This is a genomic window from Vibrio sp. SCSIO 43136 (genome assembly GCF_023716565.1).
Taxonomy (GTDB): Bacteria; Pseudomonadota; Gammaproteobacteria; order Enterobacterales; family Vibrionaceae; genus Vibrio.
The window spans coordinates 265,499-281,529 of sequence record NZ_CP071848.1 but is presented as its reverse complement, the minus strand read 5'-3'; the positions used below and the strand labels follow the sequence as shown (position 1 = coordinate 281,529).

Annotated in this window: 17 protein-coding genes; 8 read left to right on the top strand and 9 right to left on the bottom strand. The window is 47.9% G+C overall.

The genetic code is table 11. The features are described from left to right. Window positions 1-18: 18 nt before the first annotated feature. Entirely contained in the window at window positions 19-798 is a 780-nt protein-coding gene (gene fkpA / locus J4N39_RS01345; RefSeq protein WP_252021280.1) for an FKBP-type peptidyl-prolyl cis-trans isomerase, read from the bottom strand. A 143-nt stretch (window positions 799-941) separates the two neighbouring features. Here fkpA and J4N39_RS01340 point away from each other — a divergent pair, with 143 nt between their 5' ends. Both J4N39_RS01340 and J4N39_RS01335 read left to right on the top strand, forming a co-directional pair. Beyond that, on the top strand, window positions 942-1,922 hold the full coding sequence (locus J4N39_RS01340; protein WP_252021279.1) for a WD40 repeat domain-containing protein: 981 nt from the start codon (window positions 942-944) through the stop codon (window positions 1,920-1,922). A 10-nt stretch (window positions 1,923-1,932) separates the two neighbouring features. Then, window positions 1,933-2,154: a SlyX family protein gene (locus tag J4N39_RS01335; RefSeq protein WP_252021278.1), complete on the top strand. Its 222-nt coding sequence runs from the start codon at window positions 1,933-1,935 to the stop codon at window positions 2,152-2,154. A gap of 92 nt (window positions 2,155-2,246) precedes the next feature. Here J4N39_RS01335 and slyD read toward each other — a convergent pair whose 3' ends face one another. The 4 genes from slyD to kefG all read right to left on the bottom strand — a co-directional run bounded on the left by slyD (window position 2,247) and on the right by kefG (window position 5,465). Continuing rightward, entirely contained in the window at window positions 2,247-2,825 is a 579-nt protein-coding gene (gene slyD, locus J4N39_RS01330) for a peptidylprolyl isomerase (protein ID WP_252021277.1), read from the bottom strand. Between the two features lie 90 nt (window positions 2,826-2,915). Then, on the bottom strand, window positions 2,916-3,122 hold the full coding sequence (locus J4N39_RS01325) for a YheV family putative zinc ribbon protein (RefSeq protein WP_252023581.1): 207 nt from the start codon (window positions 3,120-3,122) through the stop codon (window positions 2,916-2,918). Beyond that, window positions 3,113-4,897 carry a glutathione-regulated potassium-efflux system protein KefB gene (kefB, locus tag J4N39_RS01320; protein WP_252021276.1) on the bottom strand — a complete coding sequence of 595 codons (1,785 nt, stop codon included), beginning with the start codon at window positions 4,895-4,897 and terminating at the stop codon, window positions 3,113-3,115. Before kefB ends, J4N39_RS01325 begins: the two co-directional genes overlap by 10 nt. Beyond that, entirely contained in the window at window positions 4,881-5,465 is a 585-nt protein-coding gene (gene kefG, locus J4N39_RS01315) for a glutathione-regulated potassium-efflux system ancillary protein KefG (RefSeq protein WP_252021275.1), read from the bottom strand. Before kefG ends, kefB begins: the two co-directional genes overlap by 17 nt. Window positions 5,466-5,587: 122 nt before the next feature. Between kefG and J4N39_RS01310 the strand changes: the two genes are divergently transcribed. The 6 genes from J4N39_RS01310 (at window position 5,588) to crp (ending at window position 11,124) form a co-directional block, all read left to right on the top strand. Then, entirely contained in the window at window positions 5,588-7,510 is a 1,923-nt protein-coding gene (locus J4N39_RS01310) for an ABC transporter ATP-binding protein (RefSeq protein ID WP_252021274.1), read from the top strand. Then, window positions 7,507-7,971, top strand: a complete 465-nt coding sequence (locus tag J4N39_RS01305) for a TIGR02444 family protein (RefSeq protein ID WP_252021273.1) — start codon at window positions 7,507-7,509, stop codon at window positions 7,969-7,971. The genes J4N39_RS01310 and J4N39_RS01305 overlap by 4 nt, the downstream gene beginning before the upstream one ends. Window positions 7,972-7,981: 10 nt before the next feature. Beyond that, window positions 7,982-9,001, top strand: a complete 1,020-nt coding sequence (locus tag J4N39_RS01300; protein WP_252021271.1) for a hydrolase — start codon at window positions 7,982-7,984, stop codon at window positions 8,999-9,001. Next, window positions 8,958-9,173 carry a YheU family protein gene (locus J4N39_RS01295; protein WP_252021269.1) on the top strand — a complete coding sequence of 72 codons (216 nt, stop codon included), beginning with the start codon at window positions 8,958-8,960 and terminating at the stop codon, window positions 9,171-9,173. Before J4N39_RS01300 ends, J4N39_RS01295 begins: the two co-directional genes overlap by 44 nt. Window positions 9,174-9,379: 206 nt before the next feature. Then, window positions 9,380-10,249 carry a phosphoribulokinase gene (locus tag J4N39_RS01290; RefSeq protein WP_252021267.1) on the top strand — a complete coding sequence of 290 codons (870 nt, stop codon included), beginning with the start codon at window positions 9,380-9,382 and terminating at the stop codon, window positions 10,247-10,249. Between the two features lie 242 nt (window positions 10,250-10,491). Further along, window positions 10,492-11,124 carry a cAMP-activated global transcriptional regulator CRP gene (gene crp / locus J4N39_RS01285; protein ID WP_252021265.1) on the top strand — a complete coding sequence of 211 codons (633 nt, stop codon included), beginning with the start codon at window positions 10,492-10,494 and terminating at the stop codon, window positions 11,122-11,124. Window positions 11,125-11,230: 106 nt separating this feature from the next. Here the strand turns inward: crp and J4N39_RS01280 are convergent, their stop codons facing one another. The 4 genes from J4N39_RS01280 to J4N39_RS01265 form a co-directional block, all read right to left on the bottom strand. After that, window positions 11,231-12,022: a DUF1338 domain-containing protein gene (locus J4N39_RS01280; RefSeq protein ID WP_252021263.1), complete on the bottom strand. Its 792-nt coding sequence runs from the start codon at window positions 12,020-12,022 to the stop codon at window positions 11,231-11,233. A gap of 10 nt (window positions 12,023-12,032) precedes the next feature. Next, window positions 12,033-13,490, bottom strand: a complete 1,458-nt coding sequence (gene astD, locus J4N39_RS01275; protein WP_252021261.1) for a succinylglutamate-semialdehyde dehydrogenase — start codon at window positions 13,488-13,490, stop codon at window positions 12,033-12,035. A 10-nt stretch (window positions 13,491-13,500) separates the two neighbouring features. Then, the gene (astA, locus tag J4N39_RS01270; RefSeq protein WP_252021259.1) at window positions 13,501-14,520 is read right to left on the bottom strand and encodes an arginine N-succinyltransferase; all 1,020 of its coding nucleotides are present in this window, start codon (window positions 14,518-14,520) and stop codon (window positions 13,501-13,503) included. Window positions 14,521-14,617: 97 nt separating this feature from the next. Beyond that, on the bottom strand, window positions 14,618-15,829 hold the full coding sequence (locus J4N39_RS01265; protein ID WP_252021257.1) for an aspartate aminotransferase family protein: 1,212 nt from the start codon (window positions 15,827-15,829) through the stop codon (window positions 14,618-14,620). Between the last annotated feature and the right edge of the window lie 202 nt (window positions 15,830-16,031).

Sequence of the window (16,031 nt, the reverse complement as noted above, 5' to 3'; positions counted from 1 at the left end):
TTCATCAATTTGAAGCGCTTATTGAGTTGCTTCTTGCTCTGGAGCGTCTACTTTCAGTAGCTCAACTTCAAATACCAGCGTTGAGTTCGCAGGAATCGTTGGAGTGTCTTGCTCACCATAAGCTAGCTCAGGCGGGATAACAAACTTGAACTTAGAACCTGGCTTCATTAGCTGAACACCTTCGGTCCAACCTGGGATTACGCGGTTAAGTGGGAAAGTTGCTGACTGGTTGCGGTCATACGAGCTATCAAACTTAGTACCGTCAATTAGCGTACCCGTGTAGTGTACTTCTACCGTATCTGTTTCAGATGGAGATTGACCTTCACCTTCGGTCAGTACTTGGTAAAGAAGACCTGATTCAGTTTTCGTCACGCCGTCTTGTTTTTCAAATTCAGCACGGAAGTCACTGCCTTCCTTAAGCGCAGCTTCAGCTTTTGCTGCAGCTTCTGCTTGCATCTTCTCTGCAACACGCTGGTCTAGAGACTCAAGCGCTGCACGGATTTCGTCTTCAGTCATTGCTGCGTTGTCAGCAAACACGTCTTCGATACCTTTAAGAACCAGCTCTTTTTTCAGGTCGATACCGATCTCACTTGGTTTTTCGATGCTAGTGCTTAGGTAGTTAGCAAATGATACACCAATTGCGTACGCTGCTTTCTCATCATCCGATTGGAAAGTCACAGCTTGTGCCGTTTGCTCAACTTTTGGTGCTTCTTCAACTTTAGGTGCTTCTTCTTTTTGGCAACCTACCGCTAGCATTACAGTCGCAGCAAGCAAAGACACTTTAAAAAACGGTTTCATTTATTTCTCCATTATTGGCTTAGCATCTCAGTGACGTTGTTCGACGACACTAATTTTCTAATTCGGGTACACACATGTGCAAAACTGTTGTCGCATCAATATACTAGGTTAATAACCCAAGAGACAAACAGGATTTGTTGGTGATGCGTCTAATTTCTCACTCTATTTGGCTTGCAATTGTCAGCCTGACGTTAAATGGCTGTCTATTTACTGCAGAGCGTGACCAACATTGGTCAATAGAGCCTCAAGGTTCGACAAGCTTTGCGCTGAGTCGAGATGGACGGTTTGCACTTCTGTATTCAAACCGCCAACAACTATTACTTTGGGATCTTTATGACAATAATCAACTGGCACAACTCGGTGCTCAGGATCCCGACGAAAATACGGTGTCGCATATTCGCATTGCAGACAGTGGTCGCTATGCCGTCACCGCCACTCAACAAAATTTCGCCACTTGGGACCTCGGTTGGACTCAAGCACAAGGCCTATGGTCGATATCTGATGGTCTGATCCGTGATATTGATATCAGCAGTGATGGTGAACAGGTGTTACTTGGACTATCCAACGGCAAAGCTATCTACGTGGACTTAGTCAGCGGTCGACGCATGGAGTTCCTTGCACATCGAGAAAAAGTGAATACCGTGGCGTTATCCCCTAACGGACGTTTCGCTCTGTCTGGAGGTAACGATTACCAAGTTTACTTGTGGGATACTCAGACAGGTCTTGCGAGATTCCAATTTGAACATGGCCACCGCATTGTACGCATAGCGCTGCAGCGGGATGGAAAATTAGCCTTCACCTCTGATAGTGCTAACGACGCCTTTATCTGGGATCTCACCACGGGTGAAAAAATCTCTGAGTTGAAAGCATTTGATCGCCAGTTAATCTTTACCACTGCCAGATTCTCTGATGATGGCTCGCAGCTGCTCACTGGCACCCCAGGGGGCAGAGTCATGTTATGGGACACATACTCAGGTAAACGTCTCGACTACTGGGAGGTTCAAGTGCAAAAAGATTCTCGCCCACCACGAGCGGTAGTGTATGATGCCGCCTTTGACCGCAACCAGCGAATCATTTCCGGCTCATCAGCGGGTATCGCTGAAGCATGGCGTATTGAACCGTAATGGAGTTCCTATGAGCGATAAACAGCAACTGGAAAATCGAATTGAAGATCTGGAGTGTCGTTTAGCATTTCAAGAACAGACGATTGAAGAATTAAACGAAGCGCTATCCCAGCAGCAAATGCAGATGTCAAAGATGCAAGAGCAGATGCGCTTTATGGTTAGTAAGGTTAAAAGCATGAACACTTCAAACCTCGCCGACCCATCGGAAGAGACTCCTCCTCCGCACTACTAAGGCGTGTTGACCCACGACACCAATGCCTTACATAAAAAAACCTCGCACAAATTGCGAGGTTTTTTCGTATTCAATCGTTGTAGGCAAATCGATTAGCTTGCGCAGTTACCGCTACCGCAGCAACCGTCTTTCTCGCCATGATCGTGTCCTTCGCCACCACCACAGCAGCCGCCTTCACCTTTGCCTTCACCACCACAGCAGCCACCACCTTGGTGGATATGACCGTGAGCAATTTCATCTTCAGACGCAGCACGAATCGCCACAACCTCAACTTCAAACGTCAGTGTTTGGCCTGCTAGCATGTGGTTACCGTCAACCACAACTTCTTCACCATCGACTTCAGTCACTTCCACTGGGATAGGACCTTGATCCGTGTCAGCCATGAAGCGCATGCCAACTTCGATTTGATCAACACCTTGGAAAACGTTCGCTGGTACACGTTGAACAAGAGCGTCGTTGTGCTCGCCGTATGCATCTTCTGGAGCAATCACAGCCGTGAATTTAGCACCTGCTTCCTTGCCTTCTAGCTCTTTCTCTAGACCTGTGATCAGGTTGTCGTGACCGTGTAGGTAATCTAGAGGCGCTTCTACTGTTGATTGGTCAACAACAACACCATCTTCAAGCTTTAGTTGGTAAGCAAGGCTTGCTACAACGTTCTTTTCAATTTTCATGACTACTCCAGGGAGGTAATTCCCATCAATCGGGAATATATGTATAAATTTTGCTTGGGTTTATTATGGGGATTAATTCCTCGATTACAATCAATCTGGCTTAAATATCCCAATCATCTGATCTGAAGCGTGTTCACTTTTCTCTACAGCTTCAGGGGTGCGTTGCTCGGTGTAATCACAGTCAACACACTCAACCCACTCCACTTTATTTTGCTCCCACCAGCGTAAACTATCGACGCTATGACACTTAGGGCAACTCGCCCCGGCGATAAATCGTTTTTTCACATCTACTCCCAGTTTTGCTTGGCGTCTTTTTCCATTTCTCGGCCAAAGATCTCTTCGAGCTCCTTGCGCGCTTCTTTGGCTCTTAATGCGAGCTCTTTGTCCTCACTGTGTTGAGGTAACAGCTCTTTTAACATGTTCATATCCAGTTTCTTGAAGTGCTCTTGTGCCCGGCGCGCTTGATAAGGGTGCATCCCAAGTTCCACCAACGCTTGACGTCCGAGGTCTAGTGCACCTAGGAAGGTTTCGCGAGAGTAGTTATGCACCCCATGATTGAGTAGCTGATACGCTTCTACCCGACTGCGCGCACGAGCTAATAATTTGAGTTTTGGGAAATGATACTGGCAAAGCTCAACGATCTTCATCACTTCATCAGGGCTATCAGTACAGATCACCATGGCTTCAGCTTTGTCCGCCCCTGCGGCACGCAGCAAATCGAGTTGAGTCGCATCCCCATAAAAGACTTTGTAGCCAAAACGGCGCAACAAAGTGATTTGGCTAGCATCACTTTCCAATACGGTGATCTTTATCCGGTTGGCGTACATCAAGCGCCCAACCACCTGACCAAATCGGCCAAACCCTGCAATGATTACCCTCGGCCTACGGTCAACAACATCGGCTTCTGGCGCTTCTTGTTCATTAAAGGTGCGGCTAAACCAGTGCTTTTGCACTAGCAACAACAAAGGCGTGGTCAACATAGATAAACTCACCACCACCAGTAAGAATGCGATCGTATCCTGATCCAGAAGACCTTCTGTTAGTGCGGCGGTCAATATGACAAAAGCAAACTCACCACCTTGACTGAGAATCAGTGAAATACTGCTGCGAGCTTTGGCCCGAACGCCAAACAAACGAGCGAGGAGGTACAAAATACCTGCCTTAATGCCAACCAAACCCACAACGCACAACAGCACTTCTAACGGCATCGAGACCAATAGGCCTAAGTTTACCGCCATACCAACTGCGATAAAGAACAGCCCGAGAAGCAAGCCCTTAAAGGGCTCAATAGCCGTTTCTAACTCATGACGATACTCACTTTCAGCCAGCAGCACCCCCGCTAAAAAGGTGCCAAGCGCCATAGAAAGCTCAAGATATTGCATGAATACGGCAATGCCTAATACCAACAACAGCGCCGTGGCCGTAAATAGCTCTCGCACCCCTGTCATCACGACGTAGCGAAACAGTGGTCTTAGCAAGTAATGACCAAATACCAATAACCCTAAGATGGCGGCGACATTGATCAATACTTCTTGCCCAGACACAGAGCCACTACCCGCCAGTAATGGGATCATCGCTAACATAGGTATCACTGCGATATCTTGAAACAGCAATACGGCAAAACCTGATTGGCCAGTTTCACTGCCACTATGCCCCTGCTCTTCAATCACTCGTAATGCAATCGCCGTCGATGACAGAGCCAAGCCCATGCCAATCACTAAACTTGATTGCCAGCTTAAACCGGTGAAGTAAATGCCCAATGCAATCACCAAGCTCGTCACGACCACTTGAGCACCACCTAGACCTAAGATCGGCCGCCGCAGTTGCCACAGTTTTTTGGGGTTAAGTTCAAGACCGATTAAGAACAGCAATAGCACCACGCCGAGCTCGGCAAAATGCAAAATAGCGTCCACGTCTGAAATTAGCCCCATACCCCAAGGGCCAATCATGATCCCTGCAAGCAGATAACCTATCACCGAACCTAAGCCCAGACGCTGTGCTAACGGAACCGCAACGACCGCAGCGGTGAGAAACACAACACTACTGGTGAGGATTTCATTGGTTGCTGCCATCGTCTTCCTCCTGCGTTGCTAGTGAGATAATCCAGTTGCGGTATCGCATAGCATGCTCATTACGGTAGCCATCACTGACATTACGCGCCCAATAAAGCACCATAGGTTCAAGCCACTCCATACGACATAAAGAAGCCGTCAGCTCAAATGGCTGCAAGATCTCAGACAAGGGGTATTTGTTGTAGCCGCTGGAGGCAAATGCCGACTCGGCACCACCCGTAGTAATAATGCAGCGCCACTTTTTACCAGCCAAAGCTAGACCTTCACCGAAGGCAAAGTCTTTTTCTATTACTCTATCCATCCACTCTTTTAGTAGCGCAGGGCACGAATACATGTAGAGAGGGTGTTGGAAAACAATGATGTCATGCTCGACCAAAAGTTTTTGCTCGGCTGGCACATCAATGAAAAAATCAGGGTAATGCGCATACAGATCATGCACCGTGACGTGTGGCAAGCCTTCGATGGCTCGGATCAACGCTTTATTGGCGATCGACTTGTCTGGGTCTGGGTGAACGAAAATCACCAGCACCTTGGGGCTATTGGCGGAAAGTATGCGTACATCCTGCATATCAATAAGTTGTCCATAACTTTGAGCATTTAGCCATCATATCGCAAATTGGATAATGATCGACATTTATCCACTTAGCCCCTACTATTTCACGCACTAAAAGCTAGAGAACACCAAACACCATGATTACTTTTTCCGACATTCAACTTCTTCGTGGCGGTAAGCCATTACTCGAACAAGCCAGTGCGACTATCCACCCAGGGGATAAAGTCGGCTTGGTCGGAAAAAATGGTTGTGGTAAATCGACCCTGTTTGCCCTATTGAAAGATGAACTCTCTATCGATGCGGGTAACTTCTCGATTCCAAAACAGTGGGAACTGGCTTGGGTGGCGCAAGAGACCCCTGCACTTGAAAGGCAGGCGCTTGAATACGTCATCGACGGCGATCGAGAGTATCGAGCGCTAGAACAAAAGCTAACTCAAGCAGAGCAAAATGACCAAGGTACGCTCGCCGCAGAATTGCATGGCCAGATTGAAACCATTGGTGGCTACACCATTCGTGCGCGTGCAGCAGAACTGCTCGATGGTCTAGGTTTTAGCCAAGAGCGGATGAGCTGGAATCTTACCCAGTTTTCAGGGGGCTGGCGAATGCGCCTTAACTTAGCACAAGCGCTGATCTGTCGCTCTGACTTACTCCTACTCGATGAGCCAACCAACCACTTAGACCTAGATGCGGTGATGTGGCTAGAGCGCTGGCTGCAAACCTACCCTGGTACTCTCATTTTGATCTCTCACGACCGAGATTTCCTCGACCCAATCGTGAGCCGTATCATCCACGTCGAAAACCAGCTACTCAACGAATACACTGGTAACTACTCTTCTTTTGAAGAGCAGCGAGCGCAAAAACTTGTGCTGCAACAAGCGATGTTTGAAAAGCAGCAAAAGCAAATGTCACACATGCAAAGCTACATTGACCGCTTCCGTTACAAAGCTTCGAAAGCTCGCCAAGCACAAAGCCGTATCAAAGCCCTAGAAAAAATGGAAAAGGTGCTGCCTGCGCAATTTGATAACCCATTTAGTTTTCAGTTTCGTGAGCCAAGCGCTCTACCAAACCCAATTTTGATGATGGATGAGGTAGCAGCAGGCTACGACGACAATTTAATTCTTGAGAAAATTCGCCTTAACCTCGTTCCAGGAAGTCGAATAGGCTTACTTGGCCGTAATGGTGCAGGTAAATCTACCCTGATCAAGCTGCTCTCTAGCGAACTGAAAGCCAAAGCAGGTGACCTAACTTACTCCCAAGGGGTGAAAATTGGTTACTTTGCACAGCATCAACTGGAAACTTTGCACCCAGAAGAAACCCCGCTTCAGCACATGATGCAAATTGCACCGGACCAAACCGAACAACAGCTACGCGACTACCTTGGTAGCTTTGGCTTTCAAGGTGATAAGGCGCTGGAAAAAGTCGCACCGTTCTCTGGGGGAGAAAAAGCCCGCTTAGTACTGGCGCTTGTAGTGTGGCAAAAGCCTAACTTACTACTGCTCGATGAACCGACCAACCACTTAGATCTCGACATGCGTCAAGCACTGACGTTAGCGCTACAGACCTTTGAAGGGGCGATGGTAATTGTCAGCCACGACCGTTACTTACTTCGTGCTACCACCGATGACCTGTATCTGGTTCACGACCGCCAAGTTGCGCCGTTTAACGGTGACCTAAACGACTACTACAAATGGCTGACCGAGCAACAAAAAGTCGAGAAAAAAGAACTGCAAGCCAACGCACCAGAGAAAAATACTCAAAACAGTGCCGCTGCGAAGAAAGAACAAAAGCGACGTGAAGCTGAATTTCGTAAGCTCACCGCACCAATTCGCAAAAATCTGACAAAACTCGAAACTCAGATGGATAAATTAGGCCAAAAGCTTGCAGAGGCTGAAACCCAGTTAGCAGATACCGAACTGTACCAAGCTGAAAATAAAGCTAAACTTAACCAAGTACTCGCCCTACAAGCCAGCGCCAAAAGTGAGCTTGAAGAGGTCGAGATGGAATGGATGTCCGCTCAAGAGGAGCTTGAGCAAATGGAAACGGAGTTTACCCAGCAATGAGTCAAGAGCACGCCCCTTCCCTCACCCTAGAAAGGCTATGGCAATTTAGCCTGCAATACTACGGTGTGCGGGAGATCGCCGAGGCGTGCCTACATTTGCAAAACCACTATCACGGTAACGTCAATTTGGTCTTGCTGCTGAAATGGCTAGATGAACAAGCATTGGGGCTAGATGATAAACACTGGCCCACACTGCATACCTGCCTCGCTCGCACAGAGACACTGCTACTAAGCTATCGTGAGCTGCGTAAAAAGTTCAAAACCCAACTCCCTGATACCACTTACCGAGAAGCATTGCAGTTTGAACTGCAATTGGAAAAACAGCAGCAATCCGACCTTGTCGACTGCATCAACCATTTACCGTTAAAACCCAACGCTACTCCGTCACTGACTCGGCTCTACTGCAAACAGTTAGGAGCAGACCACCTCATTGACGTATTCTCCCGACCAGCACAAATATAGAGCCGACGTTATGACTATTTTTCGTGCCCCAATCGGGCTTAAAAATCCACATGTTCAAACCCTGTTGCCAAGAATGCTGCGCCGCAGGGCATTATTCCACCCAGTAACCGAGCGGCTTGAGTTACCAGACGGTGACTTTGTTGACTTGGCGTGGAGTGAGTCACCTAAGGCTGCCCAAAATAAGCCAGTGTTTGTGCTATTTCATGGTTTAGAAGGCAGCTTCGACAGCCCATATGCCAATGGTTTGATGCGCGCTTTTGCCAAGCAAGGCTGGCTATCAGTAATGATGCACTTTCGTGGCTGCAGCGGTGAGCCGAACCGTAAGGCCCGAGCCTACCACAGTGGTGAAACGCAAGATGCTCGTTACTTTCTCGAGCAGCTAGATAAGCGCTTCCCAACTCAAGACAAAGTCGCTGTAGGCGTCTCTTTGGGGGGCAATATGTTGGTCAACTATCTCGCTGAGTATAAACACCAACCTCTCCTATCTGCCGCAACCGTGGTATCAGCGCCACTTGACCTTGCTGCCTGTGCTGAACGCATCGAACAGGGTTTTTCCAAAGTATATAGAGAGTATTTACTTGGCTCACTCAAGCGCAATGCCATTCGCAAGCTACCACTTATCAATCAAGAACTCAGCGTTAATGAGCTGCACATCACTAAGCTCAAACGCTTGATCGACTTTGACGAATTGCTAACCTCCAGATTACACGGTTTTGATGGTGCCAACGACTATTACCAGCAATGCTCAGGATTACAGCGACTTAAAGAGGTCTCAGTGCCGCTGCAAGTGATCCATGCGAAAGATGACCCTTTCATGACTGAAGCGGTGATCCCTCGCTTTGCCCTGCCTGACCATATTGAATATCAACTACTGGATAGAGGCGGGCACGTTGGCTTTGTCACTGGTACACTATGGCAACCCCGCTTGTGGCTAGAAGAAGCGCTTCCTGCTTATTACGCATCATTTGTTAGTAAAGAGGTCAACAATGATAATTCCGTGGCAACAGATCGAGTCAGAAACACTGGATAACTTGATCAAAGAGTTCGTCTTACGCGAAGGCACAGATTACGGCTCGCAAGAAATTTCTCTTGATGACAAAATTTCCCAAGTGAAAAGCCAGCTAGCGTCCGGCCAAGCCGTTATCGTCTTTTCTGAGCTACATGAGACGGTGGATATTCAAGTAAACCCTGCAAGAGCATAATTTGCGCCACCCCGAAGTCTTACCGCTCTGATTGTGCAAACAGGTTGAGTTCAACTAAGATAGTTCAACTATATGTTTTTGTGTGCAGGGCATAATAAAAGCGCAATATTCGCTCCTTCCCCTTAGAAAGGGGGAGAGTGGATCGAGCTTCTGATTGGCTTATGCACACAAACTCAAAAATGGAATAATAAAGACAAGGTTCGTCAATGTCAGCTAAACACCCTATCATTGCGGTGACCGGTTCCTCAGGTGCAGGAACCACCACTACTTCTGAAGCCTTTCGCAAAATGTTCAACATGATGGACATCAAAGCGGCTTGGGTTGAAGGAGACAGCTTTCACCGCTACACCCGCCCAGAAATGGACGTTGAAATCCGTAAAGCCAAAGAACAAGGTCGCCATATCAGCTACTTTGGTCCACAAGCGAATGACTTCCCAGCCCTTGAAGCTTTTTTCCGCCGCTTTGGTGAGGAAGGTCAGGGAGAAGTGCGTCGTTACTTACACACTTTCGATGAAGCGGTGCCTTACAACCAAATGCCGGGCACATTTACCCCTTGGCAGCAACTGCCTGAAGACAGTGACGTGCTCTTCTATGAAGGACTGCACGGCGGGGTTGTTGATGGGGATGTGAACGTATCTAAACACGTCGATTTTCTGATTGGCATGGTACCCATCGTCAACCTTGAATGGATTCAAAAGTTTGTGCGTGATACCCGAGATCGTGGTCATTCGAGAGAAGCTGTGATGGATTCCATCGTTCGTTCGATGGATGATTACCTCAATTACATCACACCGCAATTTTCCCGCACACACATCAATTTCCAGCGTGTGCCTACGGTCGACACCTCAAACCCACTTAACGCAAAAGGCATCCCAAGTTTGGATGAAAGCTTTGTGGTGATCCGCCTACGTGGCATGAAACACGTGGACTTTCCATATCTGCTATCTATGATTGACGGCTCATTCATGTCGCGACATAACACACTTGTCGTGCCTGGCGGTAAGATGAGTTTTGCTATGGAGCTCATCGTGCAGCCGATGCTGGTTCAGCTGATTGAAACCGGTAAAATTGGCTAATCGTGAGACACTGTATAAAAAATATCCTCAAGCCGTGATGATGTGCACATTTTTGCGTAGTCGATCACGGTTGAGCCCCGATCAAAGTCAAGAAATGGATTCGGAAACACGTTACTATCTTTATCGAGACACAAGATAGCTTGCAGCGTGGCGTCCGACGTCCTATGCTAGTTGACCAGATCAAATCTGGCTCAGTGCGTACGGAAGCTGCTGAGCATACCCTGCAGAGGAAGTGAAAAATTATGGTTCTAGGTAAACCTCAAACCGACCCTACATTAGAATGGTTTCTTTCACACTGTCATATTCATAAGTACCCATCAAAAAGTACTCTGATCCATGCCGGTGAAAAAGCAGAGACTCTTTACTACATCGTAAAAGGTTCTGTTGCTGTACTTATCAAGGATGAAGAAGGCAAAGAGATGATCTTGTCTTACCTTAACCAAGGTGACTTCATCGGTGAACTAGGTCTTTTCGAAGAAGACCAAGAGCGTACCGCTTGGGTTCGTGCCAAAACTCCTTGTGAAGTTGCTGAAATTTCTTTCAAGAAGTTCCGTCAGCTTATCCAGGTTAACCCAGACATCCTAATGCGCCTTTCAGCGCAAATGGCAAGCCGCCTACAAGTGACGAGCCAAAAAGTGGGTGACCTAGCATTCCTAGACGTAACGGGCCGTATCGCACAGACGCTACTTAACCTAGCGAAGCAACCTGATGCAATGACGCACCCAGACGGCATGCAAATCAAGATCACTCGTCAAGAAATCGGCCAAATTGTTGGTTGTTCTCGTGAGACCGTGGGTCGTATCTTGAAGATGCTAGAAGAGCAAAATCTGATTTCTGCTCACGGTAAGACTATCGTTGTTTACGGCACTCGCTAATTAACGAAATCTGACCAAGATACTAAAAAACCACCAAACATTGTTTGGTGGTTTTTTTTATTCATGAAAGTTAGTTTGTGACAGCTAACTTTACTCATACTGGTTTTTACTGGTCGGTACTTTCGAATATCTTATCCGCAGAGGCGGCAACAAACCCTTGATAAAGCTCACCATCACTTGATGGATAGCGCTTAGCAAACTCGTAAAAGCCGCCAGGAATGGTTTGTTCACCATCATCAAAGCGTACAACCACTTTATCAGCCATGGTCGAAGACTGCTCAAGCAAGACCTCTGCTGAACCTTTCACTTCACCACCGACACTATTGATGGTGAAACCCTCTTGGCTCAAATGGTCATTGACCGCTTGAACCTCTGCGAACTGAGTCAATTGATTCACACTGACGGTAAAATGGTTAGCCCCATAACCGTGTGCTGCCAGCCATGCTGCATATTCACTTTCTTGTGCCAGTTGCTGGTAGTGCTCGAAGCTCAAGGTCCAAGGTCGCCCAGAGTAAAGAAATGCACCATCGTCAAAGTCACCAGAATCCAGCTGTCCAATTAACTGATGCACTATCGCCTGAAGTTCGCTTGAGCACTGCTCTATCAACAATTCACTAATAAATACCTTCGGCAAGTTAGGGTCTGGGTGTTGGAAGTGTTTGGCATAGAGCTTTTTCGCCTCAAAGTGGTATTCGCCACCTTGCTCATAACCCATATCAATAAATGGCTTGGCGAGCACTTCTAGCCCAACCGGAGCTAAAGCGAAGGTTCTCAACGCAATGTGGTCGTTGATCAAAGGTTCATCTTCGGTCAACAGTTGATGCACTTTGTGCGCAGATGGACACATACGAGTAATGTAGTCTTGCCATAAACGCTCAAACATAACTTCAGGGTTCATAAACACTCCTTTATAGGCGAACACCCGGCGATAAGGTGGCAGGAAGCACTGGCGCTTCGCCTTCCATCGATGCCATTGGGTAAGCACAGTAATCCGCAGCATAGTAAGCACTAGGGCGCAGATTACCTGACGCTCCAGGACCACCAAATGGGGCATCACCGCTGGCACCAGTTAACTGACGATTACGATTGACTATGCCAGCTCGGATATGGTCAACAAAGTATTCCCACTCGGCATCATCGGTGGAGACTAAACCTGCGGATAAACCAAAGCGAGTATCGTTAGCTTTCTCTACGGCTTGCTCTAATCCTTGATAACGCACCACTTGCAGTAATGGGCCGAAATACTCTTCATCCGGCAGTTCACTGATGGCGGTCACATCGATAATCCCCGGTGAGACAAATGCCGCTTGTCCCGCTTTCGCCTCAACTAAGCTTGAACCACCAAGTTGCTGCAAACGAGATTGTGCATCTAAGATAAATTGTGCGGCTGCCACTGAGATCTGTGGTCCCATAAATGGTGCTGGCTCAGCAAACGGCTGGTCTACGGCAATGTTAGTCGTGGCAGTAACCAAAGCGTTTAGCAATGCATCCCCTTTATCCCCTACAGGTACGTATAGGCGGCGAGCACAGGTACAACGTTGCCCTGCGCTAATAAAGGCCGATTGGATAATGGTGTACACACATGCGTCCAAATCACCGTAGGCGTCTGAAATCACCATCGGGTTATTGCCACCCATTTCTAGCGCCAGCATTTTGCCCGGTTGACCCGCAAACTGCTTATGCAGGATATGGCCAGTATTGGCACTGCCTGTAAAGAGTACGCCGTCGATACCTTTAGCCTCAGCCAAAGCAACACCCGTTTCTTTGGCGCCCTGCACCAGATTAATCACCCCATCAGGCAATCCTGCTTCTTGCCATAGCTTCATCGCTAACTCACCAGTCCAAGGGGTTTGCTCGGAAGGCTTAAAGACGATGGTGTTGCCTGCAAGCAACGCTGGCACAATATGACCATTGGGTAGGTGCGCTGGGAAATTATATGGGCCAAACACCGCCATCACCCCTAACGGGCGATGACGCAACACGATTTGGTTTCCTGCTGCTTCTTTGGCGTGCTCTCCAGTGCGTTCGTGATAAGCACGGATAGATATCGCAATTTTTCCCGCCATGGCGGCCGCTTCAGTGCGGGTTTCCCAGATAGGCTTACCCGTTTCCTTAGCGATCACTTGTGCGATCTTTTCGCTGTTTTGTTTTACCTTCTCGGCAAAAGCCAACACAATGGCTTCACGCTCAGCAAAGGAGCGCTTCTTCCAGTCGATAAATGCTTTACGCGCCGCAATAACAGCCTCTTCCACTTGGGCTGGTGTTGCTGCCTCGCCTTGCCAAACCGGTTCTAAGTTGTACGGTGATAGCGATTGAAAGCTCTCACCTTTTCCTTTGAGCCATTCACCTGCAATCCACTGAGTCATCGCTCTCTCCTTATTGAGCCAACATACGGACAAAATCACCCGATTCAATATTCAGTGCCTTGGCCACTTCTGGCGTAACAATGGCACTATTCGCTTCAGAGTCATACGCCGCTTGGGCGGCAACCGCTCTAAAGCCTTCAAAATCGGTATTAGCGATCAGAAAATCTTTGGCACTAGTGTGCTCTCCGACCACCACTTTGGCGCGAAACGAGTTGCGAACTGCCTGAATATTGCGTAGGTCACACTCCACCGTTGGACCTGCGTCAAAGATGTCGACGTAACCGCGACAACTGAAGCCTTCGTTTTCTAATAATTTAAGGGCTGGTCTTGTGTTGTCGTGAACCTGACCGATCACCGCTTGCGCCTCTTTGCTCAGCAAGTTGACGTAAATAGGCAGTTTTGGCATCAGATCGGCGATAAAGCCTTTCTTGCCCACCCCTGTAAGGTAATCAGCTTGGGTAAATTCAATTGAGAAGAAGTTGTCTTGCAGCCACTTCCAAAATGGGGAATTACCCTCAGCATCAGAAACACCACGCATTTCAGCAAAAACGGTCTCTGAAAAGCGCTGCGGGTGTTCGGCCATCATTAGGAAGCGACATTTAGACATCAAACGACCATTCAGCCCGTGACGGAAGCTCGGTCGTAAGAACAGTGTGCAGATTTCACTGCATCCAGTGTAGTTGTTACCAAACGTCAGTAACTTAACCACATTGTTCACCCCCAGTTTTGGCGAGCTGTGAACAATTTTACTGATATGATAGGTATAAAAAGGAACATCCCAACCAATGGAGGCTTCAATGCCTGTGGTGCCTGCGACTTCACCCGTCTCGGAGTCAACGCCCACCATCAAATAGCCTTCATCGCCAGGTTCACTTACCTCTGGCTTTTCAAAACTATAGACCGAGTGATCGATTCGGTTGGTCAACAAGGTTTCATCGACCGGTAGTGAAGTAAATCCATGTCCTGACTCAACAGCGCACGTATGCAGCGCCTCGTAGTCGGATTTTGCAATAGGGCGAACTACAAGCATCTCAAATCCCTCCGATGCAAAGTTAAAGCAGGTGATACTGCAATACTCACCTGCCTTTTGTATTTATTGGGTTGCTCCCCAAGGTATAGACTATCCGCTATACCAGTGAAGCGATCGCTTTTTCTAAACGCGCTAGACCTTGCTCGATCTCTTCATCGCTGATCACTAGTGATGGTGTAAAGCGAACCACGTTAGCACCAGCAACGAGAACCATCAGGCCTTCTTTACCTGCGGCTACGAGCACGTCACGAGCACGTCCTTGCCACTCTTCATTGAGTGCTGCTCCCAGCAATAGACCTTGGCCACGCACTTCTGAGAAAATTGGGTACTTAGCATTGATCGCAGCCAGGCCTTCACGAAACTTGGCTTCACGCTGCTTAACTCCCTCAAGGACTTCTGGCTGACTGACGACATCGACTACCGCTTCAGCAACCGCACACGCCAGAGGGTTACCACCGTAGGTCGAACCGTGAGTGCCTACCTTCATGTGCTGGGCAAGCTTCTCAGTGGTAAGCATGGCACCAATCGGGAAGCCTCCACCTAAAGATTTCGCCGTGCTAAGAATGTCAGGAGTAACACCTAGACCTTGGTAAGCATAGAAATGTCCGGTACGGCCATTACCCGTTTGCACTTCATCAAAAATCAACAGTGCATTGTGCTTGTCACACAGTTCACGAACCGCAGCAACAAACTCAGGGGTTGGTGAAATGATGCCGCCTTCACCTTGCAAAGGCTCCATCATGATGGCGCAGGTGTTATCGGAAATATGTGCCGCCAGTGCTTCAACATCATTGTAAGGAAGGTGAGTCACATTGCCCGGCTTAGGGCCAAAACCATCTGAGTAAGCCGCTTGCCCACCAACCGTCACAGTGAAGAAAGTACGGCCGTGGAAACCTTGTTTAAATGCGATGATTTCAGATTTATGGTCACCGTAGTTATCGGCAGCAACACGACGCGCCAATTTCAGGGCTGCTTCGTTGGCTTCTGCACCGGAGTTGGCAAAAAACACTTTCTCGGCAAAGCTCACTTGGGTCAGTTTTTTTGCTAAGCGAAGCGCAGGTTCATTGGTCATCACGTTACTTAAATGCCAAAGCTTGTTTGCTTGCTCAGTAAGTGCATTGACCATCGCTGGATGACAATGGCCTAAACAGCTCACAGCGATACCACCAGCAAAATCGATATACTCTTTATCCTGCTGATCCCAAACCTTAGCACCTTCACCACGCACTGGAATGATCTCCATCGGGCTATAACAAGGCACCATGTAATCATCAAACCAGCTACGCTCTACATTCTTATCCATCGTCATTTCACTTACTCCGTTCGCTTTTGTGCTAAGTCTTCGCGGCTTTTAAACATATCTCCAAAGCCTTCACACTCATGGCTGGAATTATTGTCTATACAATCATTGTATTTACAATTCATTAACCAAATCAAGAGCAGAAAGTTTGGTTGTTGCCATCTCTGGCTCAAAAATACCGCATAATCATGAATAGTTATGCAACATTTTT

Bases quoted from the DNA above. Each gene is read 5' to 3' on its own strand.
- J4N39_RS01265 (WP_252021257.1), bottom strand. From the start codon at position 15,829: ATGACGATGGATAAGAATGTAGAGCGTAGCTGGTTTGATGATTACATG.
- astD (WP_252021261.1), bottom strand. From the start codon at position 13,490: ATGACTCAGTGGATTGCAGGTGAATGGCTCAAAGGAAAAGGTGAGAGC.
- J4N39_RS01280 (WP_252021263.1), bottom strand. From the start codon at position 12,022: ATGAACCCTGAAGTTATGTTTGAGCGTTTATGGCAAGACTACATTACT.
- J4N39_RS01290 (WP_252021267.1), top strand. From the start codon at position 9,380: ATGTCAGCTAAACACCCTATCATTGCGGTGACCGGTTCCTCAGGTGCA.
- kefG (WP_252021275.1), bottom strand. From the start codon at position 5,465: ATGCAGGATGTACGCATACTTTCCGCCAATAGCCCCAAGGTGCTGGTG.
- crp (WP_252021265.1), top strand. From the start codon at position 10,492: ATGGTTCTAGGTAAACCTCAAACCGACCCTACATTAGAATGGTTTCTT.
- J4N39_RS01340 (WP_252021279.1), top strand. From the start codon at position 942: ATGCGTCTAATTTCTCACTCTATTTGGCTTGCAATTGTCAGCCTGACG.
- astA (WP_252021259.1), bottom strand. From the start codon at position 14,520: ATGCTTGTAGTTCGCCCTATTGCAAAATCCGACTACGAGGCGCTGCAT.
- J4N39_RS01295 (WP_252021269.1), top strand. From the start codon at position 8,958: ATGATAATTCCGTGGCAACAGATCGAGTCAGAAACACTGGATAACTTG.
- J4N39_RS01305 (WP_252021273.1), top strand. From the start codon at position 7,507: ATGAGTCAAGAGCACGCCCCTTCCCTCACCCTAGAAAGGCTATGGCAA.
- J4N39_RS01310 (WP_252021274.1), top strand. From the start codon at position 5,588: ATGATTACTTTTTCCGACATTCAACTTCTTCGTGGCGGTAAGCCATTA.
- slyD (WP_252021277.1), bottom strand. From the start codon at position 2,825: ATGAAAATTGAAAAGAACGTTGTAGCAAGCCTTGCTTACCAACTAAAG.
- kefB (WP_252021276.1), bottom strand. From the start codon at position 4,897: ATGGCAGCAACCAATGAAATCCTCACCAGTAGTGTTGTGTTTCTCACC.
- J4N39_RS01300 (WP_252021271.1), top strand. From the start codon at position 7,982: ATGACTATTTTTCGTGCCCCAATCGGGCTTAAAAATCCACATGTTCAA.
- J4N39_RS01335 (WP_252021278.1), top strand. From the start codon at position 1,933: ATGAGCGATAAACAGCAACTGGAAAATCGAATTGAAGATCTGGAGTGT.
- fkpA (WP_252021280.1), bottom strand. From the start codon at position 798: ATGAAACCGTTTTTTAAAGTGTCTTTGCTTGCTGCGACTGTAATGCTA.